We start from the raw sequence: 26,513 nt of genomic DNA, 5'->3' as shown, positions 1-26,513 counted from the left end.
GCGGGCAACCGTTTCATGGCCTTATTAGGTTCCTATCTTTAATCATCAACCGCCGATAATCGTCAGTTCCTTCGGATAACTCGTGAGCACATCGGCCGTACCGTCAGCGCGGATATAGACATCGTCTTCAATCCGGACACCGCCGACTATAGGATCATAGACGCCTGGCTCTACCGTAAACAGCAATCCCGGCTCGATAATCGTATGGTTTTGCCCCGAGACGGAAGGCTGCTCATGTACATCCATCCCGAAGCCATGTCCAACCCGGTGGGTAAAAAGCGGGCCAAAGCCGCGCTGCGTAATCGCATCCCGCGCCGCCTGATCGACCGCTGACAATGGGACGCCGGCACGCGCCGCTGCTATTCCTGCTTTGTTAGCTGTCAACACTGCATCATAGATATCGCGCTGTGCCGGCGATGGCTCGCCAATGACAAAGGTCCGCGTAATGTCTGAGCAATAGCCGTTCGCCTGCACGCCGATATCAATCAGCAGAAAATGGCCATTTTCCAGCTTATAGGGTCCCGGCACGCCATGGGGCAGCGCCGATCTCGCGCCTGTGAGCACGATCGATTCGAAGGCTGGCCGGTCAGCTCCAAGCTTGCGCATCTGATATTCAAGCTCGGCCGTCAGCTCGATTTCCGTTACGCCCACGGCAGCTCTGCTGACCGTATGTGCCACTACCTGCTCCACCATGTGAACGGCGGTCCGCACCTTGGCGATTTCTTCCTCGCTTTTTTTCATGCGCAGCGACAGGATAAATGCCTCCAGATCAACGAAGCTTCCTTGAGGAAAAGCAGATTGGAGCCGTTCGGCTTTTGCAACCGACACCGCTTCCTTCTCGATGCCGATGGAGCGCTCGCTGCCCGTGGTGTACTTTTTCAACACTTCATAGGCATTGTCCGTATCGGAGATCGGCACCGCCACGCGGGAATCGGCATGCTTTTCCGCTTCCGGCAGGTCAAGCAGCGGCATATAAAGCTTCTCCTCGCCCGTAGCCGCGTCTAAAGTAAACGCTAAGAAACGTTCATGAGGATTGCAATGGAAGCCGGTAAAATAATAAACGTTCGTAGGCGATGTTATCATCGCCAGATCGATTGCATTTTGCTGCATATAAGCAAGCAAGCTTTGTTTTCGGGACTGCCAGACAGATTGTCCAGTCATTGTGGTTCCCCCTTTATTTTTTTCATCATGGTTTTGTGTGGTTGGTTAGTTTGTTGGGCAATGCGCAGCTTGCAGGGCACAGCGCGGTATTGCATTGCGGTTGCCTGCCGCAAACGCTTCGTCGCAGGACGGCTTTCTTCATTGTAGCATAACCGTTTGCCCGTTTCCTCGCGCCGCTCCTATTATATTCGCCCTGCCGGCAAGGTATAATGGAGGTATGAATTGTTAACGAGAGGATGATCTTCATGTTGAGTTTTGAGCAAAAACTGTCCAATTACGCCGAGCTGATCGTTCGTATCGGAGCCAACGTCCAGCAGGGGCAATCCGTTATGGTGAATGCATCAGTGGAGGCGATCGAGCTTACGCGGCTCGTCGTCAAGAAAGCCTATGAAGTCGGCGCTTATCAGGTAAAAGTAAGCTGGCATGACGATGCCGTCTCGCGCATCAAATACGATATGGCACCAGAAGCGTCACTGCTGGAGGAGCCGAAATGGTCGGCCGGCGAAAAGCTGGAGATGGCCGAGCAAGGCGCGGCATCGATTACGATCAGCACCGCTGATCCTGACCTGCTTCGCGGCGTGCCGATTGAACGCGTCAACAGCGCCGACCGGGTGCTCCGTACAGCGAATGAGAAATACCGCCAATACGCGCAAGCATTCAAATTCAGCTGGTCGCTGGCCACAGCGCCTTCCGCTGCTTGGGCAGCAAAAGTATTTCCGGACGTTCCCGAAGAGGAACAAATCGACAGACTTTGGGATGCGATTTTCAGCATGGTGCGGGCCGACCAGCCCGATCCGATCGCCGCTTGGGAAGCTCATATCCGTGTGCTGAAGGAGAAAGCCGCTTACTTGAACGAAAAGAGCTATAAAGAGCTTCACTATACCGGCCCTGGCACGGATCTGACGATTGCTTTGCCGGAGGGCCATGTATGGCTGGGCGGCAGCAAAAGCAATGAGCAAGGCACCCTATTCGTGCCTAACCTGCCGACGGAGGAAGTCTACACTGCCCCGCTCCGCACGGGCGTTAACGGTACCGTCTCCAGCACGAAGCCGCTGAGCTACAACGGCAACGTTATCGACCGCTTTTCGTTCACGTTCGAGAACGGACGTGTCGTAAGCGTATCTGCCGAGCAGGGCGAGGAAGCGCTCAAAGGGCTGATCGAGACCGACGAGGGCTCGCATTACTTGGGCGAGGTGGCGCTCGTTCCGCATCATTCCCCGATCTCGGACTCGAATATTTTGTTCTATAAAACGCTGTTCGACGAAAATGCCTCCTGCCATCTGGCTGTCGGCAGCGCTTATGCCTCCTGCGTGGAGGGCGGCGCCAAGCTGTCGCAGGAAGAGCTGGCTGCGAAAGGACTGAACCGCAGCATGGCGCATACGGATTTCATGGTCGGTTCGGGCGAGCTGAACATTCACGGCATCACCGCGGATGGCCAGCGCGAGGCCGTGCTGTTGAACGGCAATTGGGCGTTTTAGCGGAGGAGCTCAGGCTGACTGACTGAGGGAATCGGTTAATCTGGGAACAACAGTACCTGCGGTAAAACCGGTTCGCTGCGCGTTTCGGCTCAGGCTGCCATTCTTGATTCCATCTCCTGTTGCTTCGCATCTTCAGATGAATAGAATCATCGAAAAGTCATCCTGAGCTCGAAACACTCCGCTTCCCTACTGCCCACAACCTCAACCAGTTCAGAACAAAACAGGCTTTGCCGTCTTAGCGGCAAAGCCTGTTTTGTATTTACAATTCTCTTTTCGCCTGAAAAAAATGGTTCTCGCGCGTTTGCTCCAGGTAATTGTGCTTTTAGTGAAGTAGGTTCATTGTTTAGTTATATCGGAGCTCGGTGCGCCTCTTTAACGAAGCAAGTTCGTTATTTAGTTGTATCCAGGTTCGTTGGAACCCGGTACGCCACTTTAGCGAAGCAGGTTCGTTATTTTGCGCAACTAGGTTCGTTGTACGCCCAACGCATTAGTTACTATTTTGCTGCAGCGAAGCCAATTTCGCTATCCATGAACCTAGGTTCATGAATTGCGAAATTCAGTTCGCTGTAGGCGACTACCCGCCAGTTTAACCGCTCATTAACGAATTTGGCTTCGTTATATTGCGAAGCAGGTTCGCTAATCTGTGCATCAGGGTTCGTTGTTGCAACGTTTTAGTATTGGAGCTCGTCATGTCATTTTAACGAAGCAAGTTCGCTATTTAGTTGTATCGAGATTCGTTGGAACCCGGTACGCCACTTTAGCGAAGCAGCTTCGTTATTTTGCGCAACGAGGTTCGCTGTACGCCCAACGCATTAGTTACTATTTTGCTGCAACGAAGCCAATTTCGCTATCCATGAACCTAGGTTCATGAATTGCGAAATTTAGTTCGCTGTAGGCGAATCCCCGCCCTATTGACGGCTCATTAGCGAATTTGGGTTCGTTAGATTGCGAAGCAGGTTCGTTGTTTAGTTATATCGAGGTTCGGTGCGCCATTTTAACGAAACAAGTTCATTATTTAGTTATATCAGAGCTCGGTGCACCACCTCAACGAAGCAAGTTCGTTATTTAGCTGTATCCAGGTTCGTTGGAGCACGGTACGCCACTTTAGCGAAGCAGGTTCGTTATTTTGCGCAACGAGGTTCGTTGTACGCCCAACGCATTAGTTACTATTTTGCTGCAGCGAAGCCAATTTCGCTATCCATGAACCTAGGTTCATGAATTGCGAAATTTAGTTCGCTGTAGGCGAATCCCCGCCAGTTTGCCGCTCATTAGCGAATTTGGCTTCGTTAAATAGCGAAGCAGGTTCGTTGTTTAGCTGTATCGAGGTTCGTTGCGCCATTTTAACGAAGCAAGTTCATTATTTAGCTGTATCGAAGCTCGGTGCACCAATTTCATTAAAATCAGGTTCGTTGTTTATTACAACGAGGTTCTCTGCGCTATTTCATCGAGGGGAGCCCATTCCGACAACTAGGCATCTGCATATGATGGGTTCGAATCTATATTCCAAGGAGTGGATCATTTGTATCACGCAAATTATTACAATCAGTACGGCAAAACCGAACCGTTCAGTCCCAGCCAAGTACAAACCATCTCTTCCATTGACCCTTACGTAGTCGAGGCTTTATGTCGCCTAATTGGCCGTTGCGTACTGCTGGAAACAACACGAGGCGGTATCGAAGGCAGCATTATTGACGTAAAACCAGATCATGTGCTCCTCCAATTACACAGCCGTCAGGCATGCGTACGAATTGCAGAAATCGTATGGACGATGCCGCTATAAGCTTTAATGAAAGATAACCTAAAGATTGCACGATACGGCATGACACCCTGAGCAATCAATTAACAACTTTAAATACATTCCTTTTTCAGCAGCTCCTGAGCTCGTAAATCAATTTTATGCGAAAAAAAAGCTCGTTTGCACTTAATCCCAGACGCAACTAAAACACCCCAAGAGTCGGCCAGCGGCTGCTTGGGGTGCACCTTTCCACTTTCCAACTTTCCAACTAGCCAACTAGCCGCCAAACAGTCTCATCAATAAAATGCCCGCAAAAGCTGTGGCGATACCAATCGTCTCCAGCTTGGTGAACTTTTCTTTTACCACAAATCGGGTATACAGCAATACGATGAGCACGTTGAGCGCGGTTACGGCCGACACTAGTCCAGCCTTGCCGTGATCAAAAGCGGTAATGATAAGCATCATACCAACTGCATTTGTAATGCCGATGCCCAGTCCCGTTGAAAAGGTCCGTTTGCCGCCCCAACCTGCACGCGACAACGCAGCGGCCTCTTCTCCAGCAGAAGATACTGCAGCAGAAGCTATTCTGGCTTTTGCTCCGCCATTTCCCCTTATAGTCCCAGCTTCATTGGCTGCACCAATCTCAACTGCTTTCTCCGCAGCCAGCCTCTCTCCACGCAAATCCTTTAACCACCATAAGCCAAAGCATAAGCTGCCCATGGCGAACATGCAGACGAGTGTCGGGAACATTTGCGCTTCCATCATCGTTGACCATTTACCCGATAGGTCATTGCCGGCAAAAAGCAGCATCGCCAGCAGTCCCCACTGTGCTCCCTGCAAATTCGACCAGGACAAATCGTTTGAGTAACGGACAAGCAATATGCCGGTGATAATGACGGCGAACGCGAGAAATTGCATGCCGTTCAGCTTCTCTTCCCATAGTATGTATGCCACTATAGCGACAACAACCGAAGGCAATGCGGTCAAAATCGCAACTAGCGACGCTTTGCCAACCGCAAAGCCTTTGAACATGCTGGCATTAGCGCCAAACGAGAACAGTCCCATCTGCAAGCCGATCAGAGCGGACGTCGTCCACTGCTGCTCAGTTACTACTGCGCACACCAGCGTAATTAGCGCCCCTGAGAAAAATGTCCCGCATAACAGCGCATTGCGGCTAAGCGGTTTTTGACTCGTCCAATGATATAAAATGCCCCGCAGCCCAAAGCTGCAAGCAGCAAGAATTGAAAATAAAAGCCAGACCATCTAAAGCTCTCTCCCGTCTTTACCATCATGATAGATACGAACTCTGCAACTTCACCTATCATGACACCTAGCCCCATGGTTGTAAATGATCTCTTTTGTGGATAAGATACTCACTAATTTTGTGGATAACTTCCAAAGATCCACACTATACTTTAAAAACATCATGTTGATAGTGTGCACAAGTTTGTGGATATCCTTATTTTCTTTTTACCGAATCATCCTTCCAGAAACAGTCTCAATACTTATAAAAAAAGAGCATAGAGAGCAAGGCAGCTCTGCCTTCACTCTCCATGCCCTGCTGCTGTCTATTTAAGCGGCAGCCAGTTCACAACATCCTGGATTTTTTTGTCCCAGTAGTTCCAATCATGCGTCGCTCCCGGCTCTTCGCTGTAAGTCAATTGCAAATCCGTTCGCAGACAAGCTTCCCGGAAGTTGAGGTTGTCCTGATAAAGAAAATCTTCCGTACCGCAGCATTGATACAGCAGCGGCTTCGGCCCCGTTTGTTTATCGGCCTGCTCTGCCATCCATAGCAAATCATCAATCGTTCCTTTAATCGGTCTCTCCCCAAAAGCTTTCCTAATCGGAACATACAGCCCTTCGCCCGGTTTCAGCTTCTCCCGGTGTCCGTGCATATCGAGCGCACCAGACAAGCTTCCCGCCGCTGCGAACCGCTCGGGATAATTCAACGCCCATTTAAAAGCACCATACCCGCCCATGGACAAGCCGGCCACAAAGTTTTGCTCCCGTTCCGCCGACAACGGGAAGAATGAGCGAGCTACAACAGGCAGCTCTTCGGTCAAAAATGTCCAATACCGGTCTCCCTGCTCCATCTCGGTATAGAAGCTCTTATGCAAGTTCGGCATGACGACAGCAAGCCCTAGCGATGCTACATATCTTTCAATCGATGTCCGGCGCAGCCAGATCGTATGATCGTCAGATAATCCGTGAAGCAAATATAGAACCGGATGCTTATCCGCCCCCCCTGCTCCCTCCATGCCGATCTGCGATACCGTTTTTTGCGGCAAAATGACCGTCATCGACGTATTCATGCCTAACGTTTCCGAGAAATAATCACATTGAACCAGTGCCATTGCTTTTTCCTCCTATAATGAACGCTATGTATAAACAAATTGTATAAGAATCCGCAAAGTCCTTCAATGCTGTTCTTTGGCCGGTTTTCACTCCAACATTCACCAAATTTATAAATAGATTATTAAATTCATCTGCACTTGAAACTATTTGAGGGTTATAATCGTAAATAGAGCTATTCGGTACCGACGATAAATACTCAATCCAAACATAATTAGGAGGCCTGTACAAATGTCTATTTTCAAACGCCTGCGTGACCTGACCCTATCCAACGTGTATGCCCTGATCGAGAAGGCTGAGGATCCGATTAAACTGACTGACCAGTATATTCGCGATATGACCGAAGACTTGGCAGATGCTGAAAAAGCGGTAGCTGCTCAAATCGCCCTTGAGAAAAAATTCAAGCAATTGTACGAGGAGCAAGCTCAACTCGTTGAAAAACGCGGTGAGCAAGCGCATGTCGCTGCTCAAGCCCAAAACATTGATCTTGCCCGCCGTGCGCTGGAAGAGAAAAAATCGGCTGAAGCGAAAGCGGCCGAGTACAAAACGAGCTATGACAGCAACAAAGCAATGGCCGACAATCTTCGCGGCAAGCTTGATGAAATGCGTAAACAGCTCACCGACATGAAAAACAAACGCGAGACAATTGCTGCTCGCTTCAACGCTGCAAAAGCGCAAGAACAAATCAACAAGTCGATCGCCGGCTTCGGTACGGACTCTGCAAGTGCAGGTCTGAAGCGCATGGAAGAAAAAATGCTGGAGATGGAAGCTCGCGCAGAAGCAAGCAACGAGCTGACGGTAAACAAAGGCAAATCGCTTGACGATGAATTCGCAGCTCTGGGTAAAGACAAAGCGGTTGAGGATGAGCTTGCCGCCCTTCTGAAGCAATACGAGAAGAAGGAATAGTGAGCAACGGCGCAGCTTAAAGCGCCCTGTCCGCCGGGGTTTGGGATCGGTATACCCGATCGCAAAACCGGCGGATTTTGCAATTATTTTACCGATATCGGGGGAACGATGGCATGACTTGGACGGATTTGCTGCAAATTCCGGTGTGGACCGCAGCTGGTGCGATATTGTTGTTCGTATTGATGTATTTGGACTCTTTGACGACAAAATATCATGATTTTCAAGAAATGAAAGACGGCAATATCGCAGTAACGACGCGTTTTGTCATGAAGCTTGGCGCGCAAGCGTATATTTTGGCCCAATCGATCGGGCAAGCGACTTATATGTGGGAAGCTCTTGTAATTTCGGTTGCTTCTTTCATTACGCTGCTCGTGCTGGAATGGCTGTTTCGCCGGATTTTCGCGGCAACTGCGGGCATTCAATTGGAGCAAGGCATTCACGATGGAAAGATCGGCTATGCACTTCTTGCCGGATCGCTTCATATTGCCGGAGCGCTAATTATTGGATCGGTATAATAACGACTGTGAGCAGAAAGAGGGAACATAACGATGAGCCTTTTCAAACGAATTAAAAATATTTGGGCGAAGCCGGCTCCCGTCCAAGCGGAGAAGAGCATTTTAAGCTTAACCGCAGGCGATGTTTGCGAGGTTTCTCTCGTAACGTATCAAGTGACGGGCCGCACCCAAAATCGCAGCCGCAACGCGGTCGTGCTGACCCTTCAGGACGGTACGGACATTCGCTACTTGTGCATTGAAGAACGGGAGCGCACGGTGTTTGCGTTGTACGAGCAAATTGACGGGCGACTCGATGAAATCGATGAGGTCCCAACTACGCTTGAGCTCGACGACCGCGCCTACCATATGGAGGAGCATTTTTCGGGCATGATTATGGCAAGCGGCAAAACGCCGTTTATGCAAGGCGGCGAGCAGCATGTCTGGCAGTACCAGTCCGACGATACGAGACTGCTGCGCGTAGAGTGGCAGGACGGCCGATTCATGCTCTACACTGGTGAGTCTGTGCTGCCGGCAGACGTTCACGTTCTGAGAGGCGTATAGACAGCTGCATGATGAGCTGACTTATGCGTAGAGGAGGACACAGCATGGAGAAGAAGTGGTGGCTGCAAGGCATAAAAATCTTACTGTTGCTTAGCTTTGTCGTCCCGATGCTCGCCGCCTGTGCGATTTCGGATACGGTGAAGGAGCAATACCCGCTTGAATCGGTCAACGGCTCCGGCAGCTCAACCTCGTACGTGTACCGGGCGGAAAATCAGACGGTGCCGGAAGTAGCAACGCAGCTGATCGAGAAGAAAAAGCCGCAGGAAAAGTCCGAAGAAAGCACAGATCGAATGTTCCTCGTCTATTCCGACGAGATCATCCATATTCAAAAAGCGCCTGACGCTCCAGAGGATACACTCATTGAGGTCGACTCCAAGGAATACGTCCGGCAAAACTATAACATGAGCTTCTTGGAGGGCTACCTGCTGGCCAGCCTGATTGGCGACCTGTTCGATAACGGACGGTACGGCAACGGCGGCTACAGAGGCTACTCCTCGAAGGACGTCTACAAGCCGCAGGGCACCTACCGAAAGCCTAGCGACCAGGACGTGAAAAAGGCGCCGCCGATGACGGTTGACCGGACGGGCACTATTTTCAAACGTTCCAAAAACGCCGATTCCACAGTTATGGGCGGCAAAAAAGGCAGCTCCGGCTCGTCCGGCGGCTCCAAAGGTACGATCATTACGGGCGATAAGAAAAGCAGCTCGAGCAAATCGGGCTCCGTCTTCACAAAGCCCAAGAAAACGTACCCGAAAATCCGATCAGGCTCCGGCCGGATCAGCCGAAGGCGATGATGTTAGAACCAAGCAGCCCCGATGCAGGCCGAAGCGCCCTGCATCGGGGCTGCTTTTTTGTTGTATCCCCGTTCCTATACCGGGCTCTGATCCCGGTCATGGACCCATAATCGGCTCTCCCTGCTGCTCAAACGAACCGGATTCGCTGTTGGTGAACCTACGTTCACGGATAGCGAAATCTGCTTCGCTACAGCTCAAAGCCGGAGTTCGTTCGCTTCCTCCAGCGAAATTGTCTTCGCTATTTTGCGAAGGTGCTTCGCTCGGTCTCTTGCTCCGACTACCGTTGCTCCAACGAACCGGATTCGCTATTTAACGAACCTAGCTTCGCTGCGGATAGCCTTTAACTAACCTAAACTGAAAATAGCGAAGCAAGCTTCGCTGTTCGTGAACCTGCGTTCACGGATAGCGAAATTTGCTTCGCTACAGCTCAAAGTTGGAGTTCGTTTGCTACCTACAGCGAAATTGTCTTCGCTATTTTGCGAAGGTGCTTCGCTGTTGCTTAAAGCGACCCTCGCCCCCCAACTTATTCTGTATCCGTACCGTCCTGACTCCTACCTCGGCTCCAGTTGCTGTTCCAACGAACCGGATTCGCTATTTAACGAACCTAACTTCGCTGCACGTAGCCTTTAACTAACCTAAACTGAAAATAGCGAAGCAAGCTTCGCTGTTGGTGAACCTACGTTCACGAATTGCGAAGCTTGCTTCGCTGTTGGTGAACCTACGTTCACGAATTGCGAAGCTTGCTTCGCTGGAGCTCAAAGCCGGAGTTCGTTCGCTACCTCTAACGAAATTGTCTTCGCTATTTTGCGAAGGTGCTTCGGTGTTGCCTAAAGTTAGCTCTCAAGCCGCCCTTTCACGAAATTGCCTTCGCTATTTAGCGAAGACGCTTCGCTGTTGCTTAAAGCTGGCGACCTACTAGCTAATCGTTCGTTGCTTCTCGCATCACTCTCGCTTTACTCCACCCTCCCCATCACACACCAACGAATACCCGCTAACCATTCGCCCCCTGCCAAACACCCAAGCAAATTGTGACAGACATGCATATCATATCGTGTACTCAATACGTGAGGAGGTGCATTTCAAAATGTCCGGTTACGTAGGTGGTGCTTTTTCGAACACGGGAGTTATTCTGGTTCTCTTCATTCTATTGGTGATTATCGCTTGCAGCTGCGGTTTCGGCGGCTGGAACAAAGGTTGCTAAGCTAATCCCTTTCTTAGCCCTAATAATCGCGCTAATTGACACAGTAAACAGGCCATTAATGCTCACCAAACCTATAGAGCTGCGCTTACCATCGTTCGACGATTCCGAATCACAAAAGACCCCGAAACGGGTCTTTTGTTTATTCTAACGTTTCAAATTAGTTGACTTTTCTGTCTTTTTTCATTATGATAGCTGACATTAATAACGAATGTCGACGAACGGGACAGTAGTCTGCTCCTGTCATAACAAGCGAGCCGGGATGGTGGGAGCCGGTTATGACCGAATGGATGAAGCGGACCCGGGAGATGGCTTGCCGAATACGAGCGCAGCATTAAGTTGCAGCGTCATCGTCGTAGGTTGGCCCGGTTCAGTACCGTTACAACGGCGAGATGTCCCTATGATGCCATGCATCATTCGGGCAATAAGAGTGGTACCGCGGGAATTTAACCCTGTCTCTTCCGAGACGGGGTTTTTATGCGTTCATTTTACCGTACAGGAGGTCGATCACATTGTTGAAAAAACGTATTGCACAGAAACTGGCATCCCATCTGCCGCTCAGCGGAGAGGAAATCTTCCAAGCTCTTGAAGTTCCGGCCCATGAGAATCATGGCGACCTGGCTCTTCCTTGTTTTATTTTGTCTCGGATGCTGAAGCAAAACCCGCAGCAAATCGCCGGCGAATGGGCGCCCAAGCTGACGAGCGATTACTGGGAGGTCGAGGCAGCCGGCCCTTATTTGAATTTCAAGCTCAATCGTCCGCTTGTGATGGAGCAGTACATGTCAAGCAACCGGGACGGAGCCGGATTTACGGCAGCACCTAATATCGGGCAAGGCAAACGCGTCATTATCGATATGTCCTCCCCCAACATTGCGAAGCCTTTTGGCATCGGACATTTGCGGTCGACGATGATCGGCAACGCCTTATACCATATTTTAAGAAAAATCGGGTATGATACGGTCAACGTTAATCATTTGGGCGATTGGGGCACACAATTCGGCAAACAAATTGTCGCTTATTTAGAATGGGGCGATGATGCGGCAATTGCTGCTGATCCGATCAAAGCGTATTTGTCGCTGTATGTGAAATTCCATCAGGAAGTCGAAAATCGGCCCGAACTGGAGCTGCAGGCGCGGGAATGGTTCGCCAAGCTGGAAGCCGGCGACGAGACCGCGCTGAATTACTGGAATAAGTTCATCACCGACAGCAAAACGGAATTTCAGCGGCTGTACGACAGGCTTGGCGTACGCTTCGACCATGTGCTTGGTGAAAGCTTTTACAATGATAAAATGGAAGCCGTCGCAGAAGAACTAGAACAGCTGGGATTGCTGGAGGAAAGCGACGGAGCGATGGTTGTTCGGCTGGACGATGAAGGCTTGCCGCCTTGCATCATCCGCAAATCGGACGGTTCTTCGATTTATGCGACCCGGGATTTGACTACTGCGCTATACCGTCACGATGTGATGGGCGGCGATAAACTGCTGTATGTCGTGGGTTCCGAGCAAACGCTGCATTTCCGCCAAATCGCTTTGGTGCTGGAGCGGATGGGCAAGCCTTGGTCTAAGCAGCTGCAGCATGTGCCGTTTGGCTTAATGCGGATGAACGGACAAAAAATGTCCACGCGCAAAGGGAAAGTCGTATTTCTGGAAGAAGTGCTCGACGAGGCGGTACAGCATGCGCTGCTCAAAATCGAAGAGAAAAATCCTGATTTGGCTGATAAGCACGAGGTGGCGGAAGCCATCGGCATCGGGGCAGTCGTGTTCGGCGACCTGCTTCATTCCCGTATACTGAACGTCGACTTTAATTTGGCGGACACAGTCAATTTCGAAGGCGAAACCGGGCCTTATGTCCAATACGCCTATGCTAGAATCCAGCGGCTGCTCACCCGCGCCGAGCTAGAGTACGGACAACAGCAGGCGGACAGCACAACTTATTCGTTTCAGGAAGCAGCAGACGATTATAGCTGGCAGCTGTTCAAGCATCTTGTCGCTTATCCCGAGGCCCTCGCGCAAGCGGCCGAACGCAGTGAGCCTTCCGTACTCGCAAGATATTTGATTGAGTGTGCGCAGGCCTTTAACCGTTTTTACCGCCATCAGCGTATTTTTATAGAAAACAGCTCTGAAAGAACGGCTAAGCTTGAGCTCGTGAAGGCAACTGGAGCCTGCTTGGAGGAAGGGTTGCATCTGCTCGGTATTCGCACACCCGTTGAGATATAAATGGAAAACGGGAGGCCTCTTGAAGGCCTCCCGCTGCATACTGCAACACAAGTTTATTGAGCCGTATAACCGCCGTCAACAAGCAAGGTAGTCCCGGTAACAAAAGAGGCGTCGTCGCTCGCCAGAAACAATACCGCTTTGGCGATTTCCTCAGGCTTCCCGAGCCGGCCAATTGGATGAAGACTGATCAGATGCTGCTTAATTGCATCGTTCAAGCCTGCCAGCAGAGGCGTGTCGATATAGCCTGGACATACCGCATTAACGCGGATACCCTTGGGCGCATAATCGATGCCAAGCGTCTGCGTCAGCAGCTTCACGCCGCCCTTTGCCGCTGCATAAGCCGTCACAGAGCCTTTTCCCACATGGCTATGGATTGAGCCGCAATTGACGATAGCGCCGCCGGTGCCTTGTTTCAGCATCTGGTCAATCACATACTTATCGCTCAGAAAAACACCAGTCAGGTTAATATCTACCGTACGCTGCCAAGCCTCTAGGCTTAGCTCATGACCAGCCGCATCTTTAGCAATGCCCGCATTGGCGAACAAAATATCGATTCGACCGTATTTGCGGACCGTCTCCTCTACCATTCGCTGTACGTCTTCACTCTTTGTAACGTCAGTCTTTACGAATAGCGTATCATGTCCCGCACCGTTCAGCTCTTCCGACAACTGCTGCCCGTGGTCAGAAAAATCGGCAATGACCGCCTTCGCACCTTCCCTGACAAATAGTTTGACGGTTTCCGCACCGATGCCGCTTGCTCCGCCAGTCACAATGGCTATTTTATCCTTCAATCTCACGTTTGCTCCGCCTCCAGAACCTATAGTTACACCTGTCAGATTATGTCCAGACGATGTAAAAAATACTCGGAGAGGGAGCAAGTTACTCTATGTGTTGTAAGCCGCTTTCTCAAAAGTTATTGCCTTTCCATCAGCTGTCTCAGCTTAAACTCTGTGGAAGACTCTGGAGCAGGCGTATAAATACTGCAGCGCAAATCGGCGCTTCCTTGCACTTGCAGCGAAGTAAGGTGAAACAGCATTTTGCCCGCTTTCGCATGACGGAACTCGATCAGTACCTCCGGAGCCGACTTTACCTCGCTTTGCCTCCAGAGCCGTTCAAAGTCCGGATGCGCTGTCTTCATCTCCTCCAAAAACCGCTCATACCAATCGTCCTCCACATATTGCCCGTAATAGGCCCGGAAGATTGCAAGAAAGCCGCTCGTAAAATGCTCCCAGTTCACGGCGAGACGCTGCAGCTCCTTTCGGGTAAACAGCATCCGGATCATATTGCGCTGATCGGCCGGAATCCGTTCAAAGTCGAGAAAGACATGAGCCGCGGCCTCGTTCCAGCCGACAATATCATATCTGCGGTCGGTAATAATCGTGGGACAATTGCGCAGCTCCTGTAAAATCCGCTTCAGCGACGGGCTGATTTCGTGCTGTGCCTGCCCTTCCATTGGAGCCGTTTGTCCGCCCGTTTCCAGAGCAAGCGCAAATAAATACTTCCGTTCATCGACGCTGAGCTGCAAGGCGGTTGCCACGCAATCCAGTACGGAAGACGACACCCGGATATCCCGTCCCTGCTCAAGCCAGGTATACCAGGTGGTGCTTACTCCGGCCAACTGAGCAACTTCCTCCCGGCGCAGTCCAGGCGTTCTTCTGCGGGTTCCTGCCGCCAGTCCAACCGACTCTGGTGCGATTTTGGAGCGCTGCTGCTTCAGAAAAGCGGATAACGCCTGAAGTCTAGTTTGCTGATTCATTTGCTGATCCCACCCTTAGCATACTTTATCCTAGTAGTCATTATACTATTATAATCTACAACTTGTAATAGGATATCAAACATGACAAGATAGCATCTAAGAATTAGTAAGCTTGGATGAATTGAAGGAGGAATATAGATGGAAAGAGTCGTTATTACGGGTATGGGAGTGCTCTCCCCCCTCGGCAATACAGTAGATCGTTTCTGGGAAGGGCTGCAGCGCGGCGAATCGGGCATTACGAAGATCGATACGTTCGATGTGTCGCGGCATAAATCGCAAATTGCGGGTCTCGTGCGAGACTTCGATGCAGAAGCTGTGTTCGGCAAAAAAGAGGCGCGGAAAATGGACCGGTTCTGCCAACTAGCGCTGGCTGCCACTGAGCAGGCTTGGGAGGATTCCGGCTTGGGCGCTCCAGATTCGCCTCTGGACTTCGAGCGCTTGGGCGTTTATGTCGGTTCAGGTGTCGGGGGTATCCAGACGCTGCTTGATCAGTCCGACATCCTTCGAGGACGGGGACCGGAACGGGTAAGCCCAACGCTGGTGCCGCTGATGATCTCGAATATGGCGGCCGCCATGATCAGCATTAAATACGGCGCTACGGGTCCTACTCTCTCGCCGGTAACGGCATGCTCCATCGGCAATACGTCGATCGGTGAAGCGGCAAGACTCATTCGTCTTGGCGGCGCCGATGCGGTAATTGCGGGCGGTACGGAAGCCGCCGTTGTGGACATCTCGCTTGCCAGCTTTAGCAATGCAACGGCGCTTTCCACACGCAATGATGATCCCGCTCATGCCAGCCGTCCATTCGACGCAGGCCGGGATGGCTTCGTCATGGCGGAAGGCGCGGGCATTCTGATACTGGAATCTCTCTCTCACGCCCAAAAGCGAAATGCTCATATATACGCGGAAGTGATTGGATACGGCGCTAGCTCCGACGCCTACCACATGGTCGCCACCCACCCTGAAGGAATCGGCGCTTTCCAGGCTATGCGCGCTGCGCTTGCCGATGCAGGCATCCGTCCGGACGAAGTGAACGTCATTAGCGCTCATGCAACGAGCACTGTTGTCGGGGACAAATCCGAGACTGCGGCGATCAAAAAGCTGTTCGGCGAACAAGCTTACCAGATTCCCATCACCGCAAATAAATCGATGACGGGCCATCTTCTAGGCGCTTCCAGCGCCGTCGAGGCTGTTGCTCTAGTCAAGTCCATGCAGCATAATCTCATTCCGCCGACAATCAATCTGGAGGAAGCAGATCCTTACTGTGATTTGGACTATGTGCCAGGCGTAGCGCGTGAAGCCGAATTGACGATTGGACTGTCCAACTCGTTTGGCTTCGGCGGCCATAATGCCGTCATCGTTCTTAAAAAATTCACTTCATAACGGGACGGGTAATCTCAAGGCCAACTATCCGCCTAAGTACCTTGCGCTTGCACTTGCACTCGCATCTGTAACTTAACCTTTAGCTTCCCTATAATCCCTCTACAACGAATCGCCTTCGCTAATTAACGAAGGCGATTTCGCTGTAGAACGCTGCTTCAGCTGAGATTACTTATGCAGCGAACCTATTTTCGCTAACCGTGAACACAGGTTCTCCAAAAGCGAAAGCAGATTCGCTAATGCATATATCCCCCGCCTTCAAAGCCCAAACAGCGAATTTTGCTTCGTTAATTTGCGAAGCAGCTTCGCTCAGCACAAAAAAAGAAACGGCTTCGTCCATCAGGACGGAGCCGTTTCTACTGTTAAGCGTCTAAAGTGGCAATTAGCTTCTCATTGAAGCCGGGATCAGGTCTTGATCGTTGATTTGACGGTCAAACAAATCCGCGTTTTTCTCGAAGCATCCGCAGTAGTAGTCCTTGCGGCAAAGCGGGCAAGGTACGTTCAGCATGCGGGTAACGCCAGTCAATTTCCATTCGGGAGTGCTGCTGTAGAACAACCGCGCTCTGGAACCGTCGCCGAGCGTCATAATGTACTGGAACAAACCGGATTTCATGTCTTTGTCCGCCAAGGTTACATTCTTAATTTGCAGTTTCGAATTCAAGATTTTCACCCTTACTGTTCATTATTCACGATTGTGTAATAATACCCTTAATAACGCTTCAAGTCAATATTTGCACCGATTTTGAGCCCTCCGGAGCGTCAGGTTGATGTTTCCAGTCCACTATCGGTATAATAATAAATGTACTCAAAATAATAACAGTTAGCAGTTTTTCATCATAGGAGGTGCTTGATCGTGATCAAATTAGGTATATTGGATCAATCTCATATCGGGGAAGGCCAGCAAGCAGCCGATGCGCTTGCGGATACGACGAGACTGGCTCAGGAAGTCGAAAAGCTGGGTTACAGCCGCTATTGGATATCCGAGCATCATGCCGGCAAAATGCTTTCCTTCTCCACTCCGGAAATATTGATCGCTCATCTGGCAAATGCCACGAGTCGAATTCGCCTCGGCTCTGGCGGCGTTATGCTCCCCCACTATAGTGCTTATAAAGTTGCCGAAAACTTCAAGCTGCTAGCAGCGCTGTATCCCGGCCGGATCGATGCCGGATTTGGACGTGCACCCGGCGGCATGCCGCTTGCGACTCGCGCGCTGCAAGAAAATAAGTTCGTCGACATTAACAAATATCCGCAGCAGATTATGGACTTCGTCGGCTATTTGAACGGCAAGCTGCCAGAGGGCCATCCTTTCTCCGGCCTGCATGCTGCCCCGTCCATCTCGCAGCCGCCGGAGGTATGGCTGCTTGGCTCCAGCTTCGAGAGTGCGCGCATCGCGGCACAGCTTGGCATGGCCTTCGCATTCGCCCAGTTTTTCGGCACGCCGGGCGGCGAAACGGCAATGAAGCATTATCAAGAGCATTTCCAGCCTTCTCTGTCCAATGATCGTCCGAAATCGATGGTCGCTGCGCTTGCCATCTGCGCCGACACCGAGGAAGAAGCGAACCAGCTCGCACTGAGTACTGATCTATTCTTCCTGCTGCTAGAGAACGGCGTCGACCAACATGCCTTCCCTTCGGTACAGACAGCGTTAGACTATCCGTACACGGAAAATGATTTGTACCGGATCAACCGTGCGCGCGAACGCCGCATTATCGGTACACCCGATCAAGTGAAAGCCGGTCTGCTCCGTCTGGCCGAGCAATATCAGGCAGACGAAGTGCTCGTCATGAGCTCGATCCATAACTTCGAGGCCAGAGTGAAATCTTATCGCCTGCTGGCCGAAGCGTTTGGCTTGCCGGATAATCAGTAAACAACATTAAACCCTGCATCGCTCGCCGCCCAGGCGCATGATGCAGGGTTTTCGCCGCTTTATGAGACGAACGACGCTTAATGTCCGGCCGCCTGACTCCTATAGCGGCGGCATACCTCCGCCGCTTCCCGCCGAAGCAGCTTCGCCTCGCATCCCGCAGCAGCTCCGGCAAAGATGCGGCTGTCGCGGAACAAACGAAGCAGCAGCTCCTTTGCCGCTTCATGCGCAAGCCGCTCGGATTGGAGCAGGCCGTAGCACAACCGATAGCCGATAATTTCCAATTCTCTTAGCTTATCTATCTTACGATCCTGCTCCAATCCCACCATTGACGCCGCCTCTCTATTGAGCGATAAATAACTCTTCTCAAAGAAAGACGACACCCGGCAGCAAAAAATAACAAAACCTAACAAAAAAGTTTACGCTAACACAAATGCACCGCCTAGAGCATATGAGGACCAGCTAACTTCTCCGGCTTCTGTACGCTGCTTCTGCCGGCTTCGAACCTTGCCGAACCCGTCCAGACCGCAGCGGCTATACCAAGCACCGCTGCCGCTACGAGAAACCAGAAACCGAACTGCACCGACTCCCCCAACGTGGCGCGCAGCAGCTGCAGCGTCTCGGCTGGCAAACCAGAATCAGCCTGCAGCAGCGCCTGCGGGTCAGCTAGACGCTCCACGCCGTCCGGGGAAAGCTCCAACTGCGCGGACTTTTCCATCAAAAGGGCAGAGAGACGGCTATTAACGATCGAGGTTAGCACTGCCGTGCCGAACACTCCGCCGATCGAGCGGGAAAATCCGACTGTTGAGGTCGCAACCCCTTTGATCCGTTCGTCGGCGCTCATGCTGACCGCCATCTGCCCGACCATCATCATAATGCCGATGCCGATACCAATCAGCGCCATAATCAAGCGCATGAGCCAAGGGTTCACGTCATAGGGCATGTAGATGACCATCAGCAGACCCGCTCCGGTAAACAGCATCGAGAGCGCGATATTGAATCGCCAGCTCCATCTTTTAATAAGCGAATTGCTGAAGGTTGCCCCTACCATCACACAAAACATAAGCGGAGTCAGTGCGCCGCCGGAATCGCTGACGTCGCCGCCCAGGCTTCCTTGTACGAATAGGGGAATATAGACAAGCGCACCGTACATCATAATGCCTTGGGCAAAGGTCGCCATCAGCGTACCCGATATGACTTTACTGTGAAACAGCTCAAACGGTAAAATCGGCTCCTTTGCCCGAAGCTGCACGACAGCGAAGCACACGGCGGCGGCGGCACCGAGAGCAAGCAGTGAAATGACCCGAGCCGATTGCCAGCCGTATTCCTCCCCGCCCATCTTTAGTCCAAGCAAGAGAGCAAGCGTTGAGACTGATAAGAGCGCCGCGCCTGCCCAATCGACGGAAGGCTTGCGCCCGACATTCGGTTTCGCGCCAGACAATAGCCGATTCATGACAAAAAAGATGGCGATGCCAAAAGGCAGGTTGATGAAGAATATCCACCGCCAATCCAAAAATGCTGTAATGACCGCGCCGAGCGCCGGTCCAACGACCGAAGAAAGGGCAAATACCCCCATATACAGCGTCTGATAGATGCCCGCCCGCTCTTTTGGCATAATGGAAAAGACGAGCGTGAACGTAACCGGCAGCAGGAAGCCCGCTCCGATCCCTTGAATGCCCCGGTAAAGCACCAATTGCAGCATGCTCCCTGCCACCCCGCATAAAGCGGAGCCTCCCATGAACAATAACAGCCCAAGCATGAAAAAGATTTTGCGGCCGTACAAATCCGACAGCTTGCCTGCGATCGGCATCATGACGGTCGAGGCCAGCATATAAACCGTAAACACCCATGACATATGCTCAAAGCCCTGCAGCTTCGCAACAATGGTCGGCAGCGCCGTCGAGACGATCGTCTGATCCAGCTGGGTTAAAAAAATAGTTACCAAAAGCGCCCCCATCATCCAATTAAGACGGGATTTCGAAAGCTTGTCCGATTCCGTTGTCATGTACCATCACCTACTCCTGCTGCGCTTTGCGGCTTCTATCACTTTCCAATCCATTTGGCACAACGTTTCATATAGTCCCGCGGCGATTGCCCCGATACTCTTGCGATTGCGAATGCGCCCAGCCGGTTGAAGGCATCCTCCAGCGTCCGCTGAAGCGACTCGGATGCGGGATTGTCGCGGGTCACCCATAGACCGACAAACCGGTCGGCTGCCAGAGCCGTATCCTGTTCAAGTCCATGCAACAGCTTCACAATCCGCGCCGGCACCTCGCCAAACTTCGTGGAAGCGAATACAAATAAGCTTGCACCATTGCGGCAATCCTCCAGCGCCTGCTGAGCATCAGCTGTCGGCTTCATTTCCCAGTCCGGCAGTAAGGACATCTTGTCCAGCAGCTTCATCGCTTCCGCGTTCTCGCCCTTCTCCGCTGCTTCCGGCAGCAGAACGACAACGTTCTTCACCGCCTCTGCACTTCCCGAAACGGTCGGCAGCTGATGCTTCACTAAGACGCCGCGCAGCGTAAGCTGTACCATTTGCTCCACGATCTCCGCCTGCAATTGCTCAGCCGAGCCTTCTTTGCCAACGATCATCGTCAAATTATTGTGGTCGCGATAATAGAATTGATTCATCATGCCCCAGAGCGAAAAGAGTAAAATCGTCTCGTTCACATTCGCATCTACGATACCGGCTTGCTTCCACTCCTTGAACAGCTGTGTCTTGTCGAGAAAATCCTCAACCCAGGTGGAGGAAGCATATTTATTAAATAGCTCGCCGCCCTCCAGCGCCTCCCAATGAAAAATTTTGTACAGGTTCGGCATCTGGCATTTAAGCTCGTAATGCACTTTAATATATTCCCGGATAATAGACTCCGGCTCCAGGCCGTCCCAGGAGATCGACCGCACGTACTGCTCCCAATGCTGAAACAGCCGCGCAAGCACCTCCTGGTAAAGCTTTTCCTTCGAGTCAAAATAATAATGAATCATCGCCTGATTAACTTCCGCCTTCAAGGCAATTTCGCTAATCCGCGTACCGGCGAAGCTATTCCTGGCGAACAGCTCCTCGGCCGCATTCAAAATTCGTTCCTGTACCGTCGTTTTTCCTTCTTCCGTACCGATTGCTTGCGACAATAGCGCTCCTCCATTCCTTATCTAACGGTTATCCCGCTTGGCTGCTTTCCCTGCAACTAACCATCCGCGGAATTCCGTTTCCTGCAAGGAAAGGAGCGGAGCGGCTACAGCATCCGGGATAATCCGCAGCGCGATTGTTCAATCCAGCCGGCCACGACAGCCGGCAGCTCATCAAATTGCGAATCCAGCACATACAAGCCTTTCGTTGGGCAACTCGCACCCATTTCGACCAGCAAAGGACGCATGGCATGCTCGACTGCCAAGCTATGATGGGGCGATCCCCCTACCATAACCGGAACTGCTATTTTTCCCGCCAATCCGTTCTGGGGAATCTGATCTGCGAACAGCTTCAGGAGTCCGGTGTAAGTCGCTTTATAAGTAGGACTCACGAATAAAAGAATGTCTGCTCCCGCTGCGAGCTCAAGCAGCTTTTCCGCCTGAGGATTTCCCCACTGCACCAAGGCGCCGGCATAGTCGGCCAAATCAATAACCAACTGCTCTGAGGAGCGGCCTTGCTCCGACGCCAGACCCGAAAGCTGCGATACGACTTCCATGGCGATATGATACGTTTTCGATAACGGTTTCGGATTTCCTACAATCGCTGTAATTTGCAAGTGATTATGCTCCTATGCCATTCAATTTTTCGTATTTGCCCCTGTAAAACAACAACGGCTCCGTTACGCTCGCTTCCTCATGGATGCGTACGCCCTCGCCAAGCAAAATCATATGATCGCCGCCCTGCACCGCTTCCTTCACGATACATTCCACACTGACTAGACAGCCGGAAAGAACCGGAACCCCTGTCTCCCCTGTTGAATAAGCAATGCCTTCGAATTTCTCCGAGCCGCCTTTTCTGGCGAACGCTCTCGACAGCGGCTCCTGATGATCAGCTAAAATATTCACGCCGTATTTATTGGAGGCGAGCAGCTTCGTCAGCGTATCGCTCTTATTATCGACGCAGATTAAGACCATCGGCGGGTCCAGCGACAGTGAGGTGAAGGCATTTGCCGTCATGCCAAGCGGATTGCCCGCTTCATCCACAGTCGTAATAACCGTTACTCCCGTTGCAAACTTGCCCATTGTACTTCTCCAATTCATCGCATCCATTTGATTGGCCTCCTTGCCGGTATTAGGCTTCCGTTTGATTGCAAATTTGCCATGCGGTAACCGCGTAGGCGATAGCCGCGTCGACCATATCGTCCACGGTTGGGCGGAAACGGCTTGGTCCATAGGTCACAGCCGGAATATGGTACATATTGAACACGTTATGATCCCGCCACATGCTGGAATAGATCGGGTGAGCAATTTCCGTCTCCCCTCTGCGAGCTGCTACGCTCGCCGAGCCGATGGCCGCTTTCAACGGCTGTACCTGCTCCGCATCTGCCTCAAAACCTTGGCGGTAAACGATGGGCTCGATTTTTCCTTCGAAGCCTTCTTGAGCGAGCACCTTTTCAAGCTGCCGCTGAACGTCAGCCACCGATTGCCGGGGCGTCAAATTCACTTCCAAATAGACGGCGCACACCTCGCTCCCGCTGCCCATCAAATGCGGGTCGCCGCCCCGGATAGCCGCGATTTGCACCTTCGGTACGGCTGTGCCTCCCGGTGCATGATACGTGTTCTCCTTCTCGTAGACGACAGCCCATTGCTGTATCGCTTCGATTAGCGGAGCGACAATGACGAGCGGACTCGGGTGGTCTCGAAGCAAAGGCGGATGCTCCAGCAGCGGCGTAAATACATCTTCTCCATAAAGCTCGATACGGAAATTGACATGGCCGCAGGATACCCAGGAGATGCCGAAATCCGTCCCTTCCGCCGCAATCGCGTAATCAGGAGCAACTCCGCCATGCGTCATCATATATTGCGCGCCGATTTCTTTGCCATGGTAGATCGGGCCCTGAAATTCCTCTACATGCTCCGGGCCGATCTCAGCGGGACAGGCGGTCAGATAAAGCGAACCAGCCAGTGGCAATCCCGCTTTCTTTAGCGCCTTGGCCGCCATCAGGAAGCAGGCCATCGGCCCCCGGTCGTTCTCGACGGGACGGCCGGAGAACACGCCGTTCTCAAGCCGCGCCTCGAGCCATTCCGGGCGTTCGACGGAGCCGGGCCGGTACTTCCAGTTATCGCGCCAATTGTATTGAGGGCCCTCGGTATCCAGATGGCTCGTGAACAACAGGTTTTTACCTTCACCGGGCTTATCGCCGCCGATTTTGCCGATGACGTTAAAGCGGTCTTCGACCATGCCTACCCGTTTGGGAGCGAAGCCTTCATTCTTCATCCATTCGTAGACGTAATCGCCGGCCGCCTTCTCAAATCCAGCCGGACTTGGAATATTGCAAAGCTCCAATATAAGGGCCGTCAATTCCTCCCGGTCGACATGGCTTCGAATCACTTCGGCAGCCTCTTCCAATGTTAGCTGTGATAAATCGTTCTGCTGCTGCGAATTATTCATATGAGCCCTCTCCATCCCATTCAACATTTGAATCCGGCTGTTTAATCAGCCAATGTCAGCCTCTTCCCAGCTTGCCAGCACCTCTTCTGTTGATAGAAGCGTCGCAAAGTTCAAGCCTAATGATTTCAATGATGCATCGTGCAGATCCGGTTCATAGGCGGCGCACGCATCAGCTGCGACGAACACTTCGTAATCGCGCATGAAGCCGTCTCTCACCGTCGAATCGACACAGCATTCCGTTGTCACGCCTGTTACAACAAGACTTACGATACCCGCTGCCGACAGCAACAGCTGCAGATTTGTATCTGCGAAACCACTGTAGCGCTGCTTATCCACAACCCTGTCTCCTGGCTGAGGGAATACCCGGTAGTAATCTGCCCCTGCGGTATCTTTACGGCATACAGCCGCTCCCTCCGGTCCGATGCCCTGTCTCGCATATAAGGCAAGCAGCGCTTTCGAATCGGTCTCCGGCGCCGTGACGAGCCGGATGAAGATGACCGGAACACCGCTGCGCCGCGCGGATGCGGCCAGCCGTTCGATGCGGTTGACTGCGGGGTCGATCGTGGATAAATCCACGCCGAAACCCGCCATCATGCCGTCCGCTGCACAAAAGTCGTTCTGAACATCAACGATCAGCAGCGCCGTTTGCCCCTTCGGTACAGAGCTGTCCATTACTTCGTACCTCTTAACGCCGGCAGCACTTGCTTGCCGAAATAAGCGAGGTCCTCAATATAGTCCGGGAAGGTCAGCATCATGCCGTCAATGCCCGTCACTTCCACTATTTCGCGAATTCTTGCCACAATCGTCTCTAGGCTTCCGGAGATCGTCTCGCACATAAATGCGCTTTTGGCACGCGCGACCATCGAATTCTCGCGGCCGTCTGGCTCCAGACCATAGCTTCTCAACATACCTTTTATGGCTCCAATATCCGCGCCTTCTTGATACAGCTTCATTCGCTCTTCTGCCAGCTCATCGGTTTCCGCAGGCACGATGGAGAACATCGCATAGGTTTTGATTGTCTTGTTCCGCTCAGCCGCCATTTCCTTCGCCCGGCGGCTGACAGCTGCCAATTCTTCCAAGTCTCTGCCGCCGATAAAGCAGGCATCGCCTTCCTCAATGGTAAAGCCCATACCCTTCTCAGACTGTCCCGCACAGATAATCTCAGGACGCGGCTTTTGCCGCGGCTTCGGATTAGACGTACAGTCGGTCAGCTTGAAGTATTCGCCTTCGTGAGTAACCGAATCCTCGCTCCACAACCGCTTGACCGCCTGCATCCATTCGCGGGCCAGATCATAGCGTTGATCATGATTCAAATGCTCCGGCCACATGCCCATTTGCGAGAATTCGCCGGCATAAGAGCCGGAAACGACGTTCATGCCGACGCGTCCATTGCTGATTTGATCCAGCGTCGCGAACATTTTGGCCGCTACCGCAGGATTGAAAAGCAGCGTATGAACCGTCGCATATATTTTTACGCGGGAGGTCGCTTCGGCAAGGCCTGCCATCATCGTCATCGACTCCAGTGAAGTGCCCCAGTGGTCGGTCGTACCGCCGTAGCCCTTCCATTTCGCCATCGACATAATGAAATCGAGGCCGTTCTCCTCGGCAATGATCGCTGCGCTGCGGTTCAGCTCATAGCTGCCATCCAGCCGCGGCGAGGTTTCGGAAATTATCCATCCGCCGTTCGTAACCGGCAGGAATACGCCAAAATCAATGTGGTTGTAGTCGATTGCTGTCGTCATATCTGCTTCACTCCAATGAATTTTAATAGTGGTATTAAGAGAAAAGATCGCATTCCATAAGAAAACTAAACTTGAACCATTAAGAGCTAAAGACTGGGGCTAGCAATTAGAGACAAAAATTAAGGCCAGATCAGCGTTTCACCGTTATAAATACTTTCGATAAACAAATTGTCCATCACATCGTTGGCACTTATCGTTTTGCTAATAACCTTGGAGGCAAACAGCATGTTAATCTCCCGCTGCCATTGCTCACTCGTTTGGACGGCGACACCTTTCCCTTTCAGACGCGACGTCTCCACGATTTCCCGCTCAACCGCCCAGCGGTTCGTCTCAGCCTTCAGATCGTATGTCGATTGGGAACGGCCTTGCAGCACCTTCAGTGCCTCGTCGGGATTAGCCACCGCGTAGTCATGCGCCTTGGAGACGGCACGAAGGAAATCCTCTACCGCACCCGGATGCTTTTTCGCAAAATCATTGTTGGCAGCAATGACGCCAAAGGAGGTCTCGGCACCAAATTGGCCGGGATCGATCAATCTTACCTTTTTGCCGGCTTGTTCCATGATGTAAGGCTCGTTGGATTTGTACACGGTCAGCGCATCGACCTTGCCTTGGCTTAGCACAGTCGGGTCATAACCGACCGATACTCCTTTAACCTTCAGCGGATCGACGCCCGACTTTTCGAACATCGCCGAAATGTTGGCTGGAAGCGCACCATGGAAACCTAGCGTTTTGCCCTCCAGATCCTTCGGCTCCTTAATATCTGAATCATCCATGACCATAATTGCGCTTGTTCCCGTTGCGCCAAATGTCGCTACCCCTTTAATGGGAGCACCATTCGCTACCGATTGAATGACGAGACTCGGTACGCCGGCACTAGCCAATTGGGCTTGTCCCGCCGCCAAAAACTTCATGCCCTCCGAATCCAGCCCTGGCATAATCTCAACATCCAGACCAAGCTCTTTGAAGTAGCCAAGCTCGTCCGCCATGACCGCTTCAATATCGGGAGGGGATGCTGCGTAATAGTAGCCTGTGACGTATGTGATTTTTCCGGCCTTCTTGTTCTCTGCCTTGCGCGCCTCCCAATCGATCGAAGCACCGTCTCCGCCATCATTCGTACCTGCGTCCGCAGTTGGACTTGCCGCAGGCGCGTCCTTGTTCTGCCCGCACCCCGCAGCCACCACTAGTAAGCATGCAATCAGTAACATCCACGAAATCTTTCTCTTCATCGTAAAGACCTCCACTCATCTCTATGTTTTTTTGCTAAAAACACAACGGAATGATTGCTTGCGCCGCGTTCA

Annotated in this window: 25 protein-coding genes; 10 read left to right on the top strand and 15 right to left on the bottom strand. The window is 51.9% G+C overall.

Going from position 1 to position 26,513, the window contains the following annotated elements; genetic code table 11:
• Positions 1-45: 45 nt before the first annotated feature.
• Positions 46-1,161, bottom strand: a complete 1,116-nt coding sequence (locus IEX98_RS07355; protein ID WP_188888280.1) for a M24 family metallopeptidase — start codon at positions 1,159-1,161, stop codon at positions 46-48.
• 245 nt (positions 1,162-1,406) lie between these two features.
• Here IEX98_RS07355 and IEX98_RS07350 point away from each other — a divergent pair, with 245 nt between their 5' ends.
• Together IEX98_RS07350 and IEX98_RS07345 are read left to right on the top strand one after the other, a co-directional pair.
• Positions 1,407-2,639, top strand: a complete 1,233-nt coding sequence (locus IEX98_RS07350) for an aminopeptidase (RefSeq protein WP_188888279.1) — start codon at positions 1,407-1,409, stop codon at positions 2,637-2,639.
• Between the two features lie 1,519 nt (positions 2,640-4,158).
• Positions 4,159-4,419, top strand: a complete 261-nt coding sequence (locus IEX98_RS07345; protein WP_188888278.1) for a DUF2642 domain-containing protein — start codon at positions 4,159-4,161, stop codon at positions 4,417-4,419.
• 231 nt (positions 4,420-4,650) lie between these two features.
• Here IEX98_RS07345 and IEX98_RS07340 read toward each other — a convergent pair whose 3' ends face one another.
• Entirely contained in the window at positions 4,651-5,637 is a 987-nt protein-coding gene (locus IEX98_RS07340) for a DMT family transporter (protein ID WP_188888277.1), read from the bottom strand.
• A gap of 305 nt (positions 5,638-5,942) precedes the next feature.
• The gene (locus IEX98_RS07335) at positions 5,943-6,728 is read right to left on the bottom strand and encodes an alpha/beta hydrolase (RefSeq protein WP_188888276.1); all 786 of its coding nucleotides are present in this window, start codon (positions 6,726-6,728) and stop codon (positions 5,943-5,945) included.
• Positions 6,729-6,957: 229 nt separating this feature from the next.
• Here IEX98_RS07335 and IEX98_RS07330 point away from each other — a divergent pair, with 229 nt between their 5' ends.
• From IEX98_RS07330 to argS, 6 genes are all read left to right on the top strand, one after another.
• Positions 6,958-7,632: a PspA/IM30 family protein gene (locus tag IEX98_RS07330; protein WP_042166244.1), complete on the top strand. Its 675-nt coding sequence runs from the start codon at positions 6,958-6,960 to the stop codon at positions 7,630-7,632.
• A 113-nt stretch (positions 7,633-7,745) separates the two neighbouring features.
• Positions 7,746-8,147 carry a DUF350 domain-containing protein gene (locus tag IEX98_RS07325; protein ID WP_188888275.1) on the top strand — a complete coding sequence of 134 codons (402 nt, stop codon included), beginning with the start codon at positions 7,746-7,748 and terminating at the stop codon, positions 8,145-8,147.
• A 33-nt stretch (positions 8,148-8,180) separates the two neighbouring features.
• Positions 8,181-8,687: a DUF4178 domain-containing protein gene (locus IEX98_RS07320; protein ID WP_188888274.1), complete on the top strand. Its 507-nt coding sequence runs from the start codon at positions 8,181-8,183 to the stop codon at positions 8,685-8,687.
• A 44-nt stretch (positions 8,688-8,731) separates the two neighbouring features.
• Entirely contained in the window at positions 8,732-9,481 is a 750-nt protein-coding gene (locus tag IEX98_RS07315; protein WP_188888273.1) for a DUF4247 domain-containing protein, read from the top strand.
• A 1,084-nt stretch (positions 9,482-10,565) separates the two neighbouring features.
• Positions 10,566-10,682 (top strand): sporulation protein YjcZ, encoded by a 117-nt coding sequence (locus IEX98_RS07310; RefSeq protein WP_188888272.1) that lies wholly within the window; start codon positions 10,566-10,568, stop codon positions 10,680-10,682.
• A 509-nt stretch (positions 10,683-11,191) separates the two neighbouring features.
• Positions 11,192-12,895 carry an arginine--tRNA ligase gene (gene argS, locus IEX98_RS07305; protein ID WP_188888271.1) on the top strand — a complete coding sequence of 568 codons (1,704 nt, stop codon included), beginning with the start codon at positions 11,192-11,194 and terminating at the stop codon, positions 12,893-12,895.
• A gap of 53 nt (positions 12,896-12,948) precedes the next feature.
• Here the strand turns inward: argS and IEX98_RS07300 are convergent, their stop codons facing one another.
• Both IEX98_RS07300 and IEX98_RS07295 read right to left on the bottom strand, forming a co-directional pair.
• On the bottom strand, positions 12,949-13,692 hold the full coding sequence (locus IEX98_RS07300; protein ID WP_188888270.1) for an SDR family NAD(P)-dependent oxidoreductase: 744 nt from the start codon (positions 13,690-13,692) through the stop codon (positions 12,949-12,951).
• A 116-nt stretch (positions 13,693-13,808) separates the two neighbouring features.
• Positions 13,809-14,651 carry a helix-turn-helix transcriptional regulator gene (locus tag IEX98_RS07295; RefSeq protein WP_188888269.1) on the bottom strand — a complete coding sequence of 281 codons (843 nt, stop codon included), beginning with the start codon at positions 14,649-14,651 and terminating at the stop codon, positions 13,809-13,811.
• Between the two features lie 138 nt (positions 14,652-14,789).
• Between IEX98_RS07295 and fabF the strand changes: the two genes are divergently transcribed.
• The gene (gene fabF, locus IEX98_RS07290) at positions 14,790-16,034 is read left to right on the top strand and encodes a beta-ketoacyl-ACP synthase II (RefSeq protein ID WP_188888268.1); all 1,245 of its coding nucleotides are present in this window, start codon (positions 14,790-14,792) and stop codon (positions 16,032-16,034) included.
• 379 nt (positions 16,035-16,413) lie between these two features.
• Here fabF and IEX98_RS07285 read toward each other — a convergent pair whose 3' ends face one another.
• The gene (locus IEX98_RS07285; protein ID WP_229692032.1) at positions 16,414-16,692 is read right to left on the bottom strand and encodes a hypothetical protein; all 279 of its coding nucleotides are present in this window, start codon (positions 16,690-16,692) and stop codon (positions 16,414-16,416) included.
• Positions 16,693-16,884: 192 nt separating this feature from the next.
• On the opposite strand from IEX98_RS07285, the gene IEX98_RS07280 reads away from it, so the two are divergent.
• Positions 16,885-17,898 carry an LLM class flavin-dependent oxidoreductase gene (locus tag IEX98_RS07280; protein ID WP_188888267.1) on the top strand — a complete coding sequence of 338 codons (1,014 nt, stop codon included), beginning with the start codon at positions 16,885-16,887 and terminating at the stop codon, positions 17,896-17,898.
• A gap of 77 nt (positions 17,899-17,975) precedes the next feature.
• On the opposite strand, the gene IEX98_RS07275 is transcribed toward IEX98_RS07280, so the two are convergent.
• From IEX98_RS07275 to IEX98_RS07235, 9 genes are all read right to left on the bottom strand, one after another.
• A complete protein-coding gene (locus IEX98_RS07275) occupies positions 17,976-18,224 on the bottom strand; it encodes a hypothetical protein (protein ID WP_188888266.1) in 249 nt (82 codons plus the stop codon).
• Positions 18,225-18,337: 113 nt separating this feature from the next.
• A complete protein-coding gene (locus IEX98_RS07270) occupies positions 18,338-19,900 on the bottom strand; it encodes an MFS transporter (RefSeq protein ID WP_188888265.1) in 1,563 nt (520 codons plus the stop codon).
• A gap of 38 nt (positions 19,901-19,938) precedes the next feature.
• The gene (locus tag IEX98_RS07265; RefSeq protein ID WP_188888264.1) at positions 19,939-21,024 is read right to left on the bottom strand and encodes a TetR/AcrR family transcriptional regulator; all 1,086 of its coding nucleotides are present in this window, start codon (positions 21,022-21,024) and stop codon (positions 19,939-19,941) included.
• A gap of 104 nt (positions 21,025-21,128) precedes the next feature.
• Positions 21,129-21,638 carry an NADPH-dependent FMN reductase gene (locus IEX98_RS07260; protein ID WP_188888263.1) on the bottom strand — a complete coding sequence of 170 codons (510 nt, stop codon included), beginning with the start codon at positions 21,636-21,638 and terminating at the stop codon, positions 21,129-21,131.
• A 4-nt stretch (positions 21,639-21,642) separates the two neighbouring features.
• Positions 21,643-22,131, bottom strand: a complete 489-nt coding sequence (locus IEX98_RS07255; RefSeq protein ID WP_188888262.1) for a flavin reductase family protein — start codon at positions 22,129-22,131, stop codon at positions 21,643-21,645.
• A 22-nt stretch (positions 22,132-22,153) separates the two neighbouring features.
• Positions 22,154-23,473, bottom strand: coding sequence for a hypothetical protein (locus IEX98_RS07250; RefSeq protein WP_229692031.1), 1,320 nt, complete (start codon positions 23,471-23,473; stop codon positions 22,154-22,156).
• A gap of 45 nt (positions 23,474-23,518) precedes the next feature.
• Positions 23,519-24,145: a cysteine hydrolase family protein gene (locus IEX98_RS07245; protein ID WP_188888261.1), complete on the bottom strand. Its 627-nt coding sequence runs from the start codon at positions 24,143-24,145 to the stop codon at positions 23,519-23,521.
• The gene (locus IEX98_RS07240) at positions 24,145-25,215 is read right to left on the bottom strand and encodes an LLM class flavin-dependent oxidoreductase (RefSeq protein WP_188888260.1); all 1,071 of its coding nucleotides are present in this window, start codon (positions 25,213-25,215) and stop codon (positions 24,145-24,147) included. Before IEX98_RS07240 ends, IEX98_RS07245 begins: the two co-directional genes overlap by 1 nt.
• A 119-nt stretch (positions 25,216-25,334) precedes the next feature.
• Entirely contained in the window at positions 25,335-26,441 is a 1,107-nt protein-coding gene (locus IEX98_RS07235; protein WP_188888259.1) for an ABC transporter substrate-binding protein, read from the bottom strand.
• Between the last annotated feature and the right edge of the window lie 72 nt (positions 26,442-26,513).

The organism is Paenibacillus radicis (ex Gao et al. 2016) (assembly GCF_014641555.1).
Lineage (GTDB): Bacteria > Bacillota > Bacilli > Paenibacillales > Paenibacillaceae > Pristimantibacillus > Pristimantibacillus radicis.
Note: the sequence above shows the minus strand (reverse complement) of the source record. Positions and strands in the feature narration are given on the sequence as shown.

Excerpts from the sequence above, each read along its gene's own strand:
- IEX98_RS07355 (WP_188888280.1), bottom strand. The coding sequence starts at position 1,161 with ATGACTGGACAATCTGTCTGGCAGTCCCGAAAACAAAGCTTGCTTGCT.
- IEX98_RS07350 (WP_188888279.1), top strand. The coding sequence starts at position 1,407 with ATGTTGAGTTTTGAGCAAAAACTGTCCAATTACGCCGAGCTGATCGTT.
- IEX98_RS07340 (WP_188888277.1), bottom strand. The coding sequence starts at position 5,637 with ATGGTCTGGCTTTTATTTTCAATTCTTGCTGCTTGCAGCTTTGGGCTG.
- IEX98_RS07335 (WP_188888276.1), bottom strand. The coding sequence starts at position 6,728 with ATGGCACTGGTTCAATGTGATTATTTCTCGGAAACGTTAGGCATGAAT.
- IEX98_RS07330 (WP_042166244.1), top strand. The coding sequence starts at position 6,958 with ATGTCTATTTTCAAACGCCTGCGTGACCTGACCCTATCCAACGTGTAT.
- IEX98_RS07325 (WP_188888275.1), top strand. The coding sequence starts at position 7,746 with ATGACTTGGACGGATTTGCTGCAAATTCCGGTGTGGACCGCAGCTGGT.
- IEX98_RS07320 (WP_188888274.1), top strand. The coding sequence starts at position 8,181 with ATGAGCCTTTTCAAACGAATTAAAAATATTTGGGCGAAGCCGGCTCCC.
- IEX98_RS07315 (WP_188888273.1), top strand. The coding sequence starts at position 8,732 with ATGGAGAAGAAGTGGTGGCTGCAAGGCATAAAAATCTTACTGTTGCTT.
- IEX98_RS07310 (WP_188888272.1), top strand. The coding sequence starts at position 10,566 with ATGTCCGGTTACGTAGGTGGTGCTTTTTCGAACACGGGAGTTATTCTG.
- IEX98_RS07295 (WP_188888269.1), bottom strand. The coding sequence starts at position 14,651 with ATGAATCAGCAAACTAGACTTCAGGCGTTATCCGCTTTTCTGAAGCAG.
- fabF (WP_188888268.1), top strand. The coding sequence starts at position 14,790 with ATGGAAAGAGTCGTTATTACGGGTATGGGAGTGCTCTCCCCCCTCGGC.
- IEX98_RS07275 (WP_188888266.1), bottom strand. The coding sequence starts at position 18,224 with ATGGTGGGATTGGAGCAGGATCGTAAGATAGATAAGCTAAGAGAATTG.
- IEX98_RS07270 (WP_188888265.1), bottom strand. The coding sequence starts at position 19,900 with ATGACAACGGAATCGGACAAGCTTTCGAAATCCCGTCTTAATTGGATG.
- IEX98_RS07255 (WP_188888262.1), bottom strand. The coding sequence starts at position 22,131 with ATGGATGCGATGAATTGGAGAAGTACAATGGGCAAGTTTGCAACGGGA.
- IEX98_RS07250 (WP_229692031.1), bottom strand. The coding sequence starts at position 23,473 with ATGAATAATTCGCAGCAGCAGAACGATTTATCACAGCTAACATTGGAA.
- IEX98_RS07245 (WP_188888261.1), bottom strand. The coding sequence starts at position 24,145 with ATGGACAGCTCTGTACCGAAGGGGCAAACGGCGCTGCTGATCGTTGAT.
- IEX98_RS07240 (WP_188888260.1), bottom strand. The coding sequence starts at position 25,215 with ATGACGACAGCAATCGACTACAACCACATTGATTTTGGCGTATTCCTG.
- IEX98_RS07235 (WP_188888259.1), bottom strand. The coding sequence starts at position 26,441 with ATGAAGAGAAAGATTTCGTGGATGTTACTGATTGCATGCTTACTAGTG.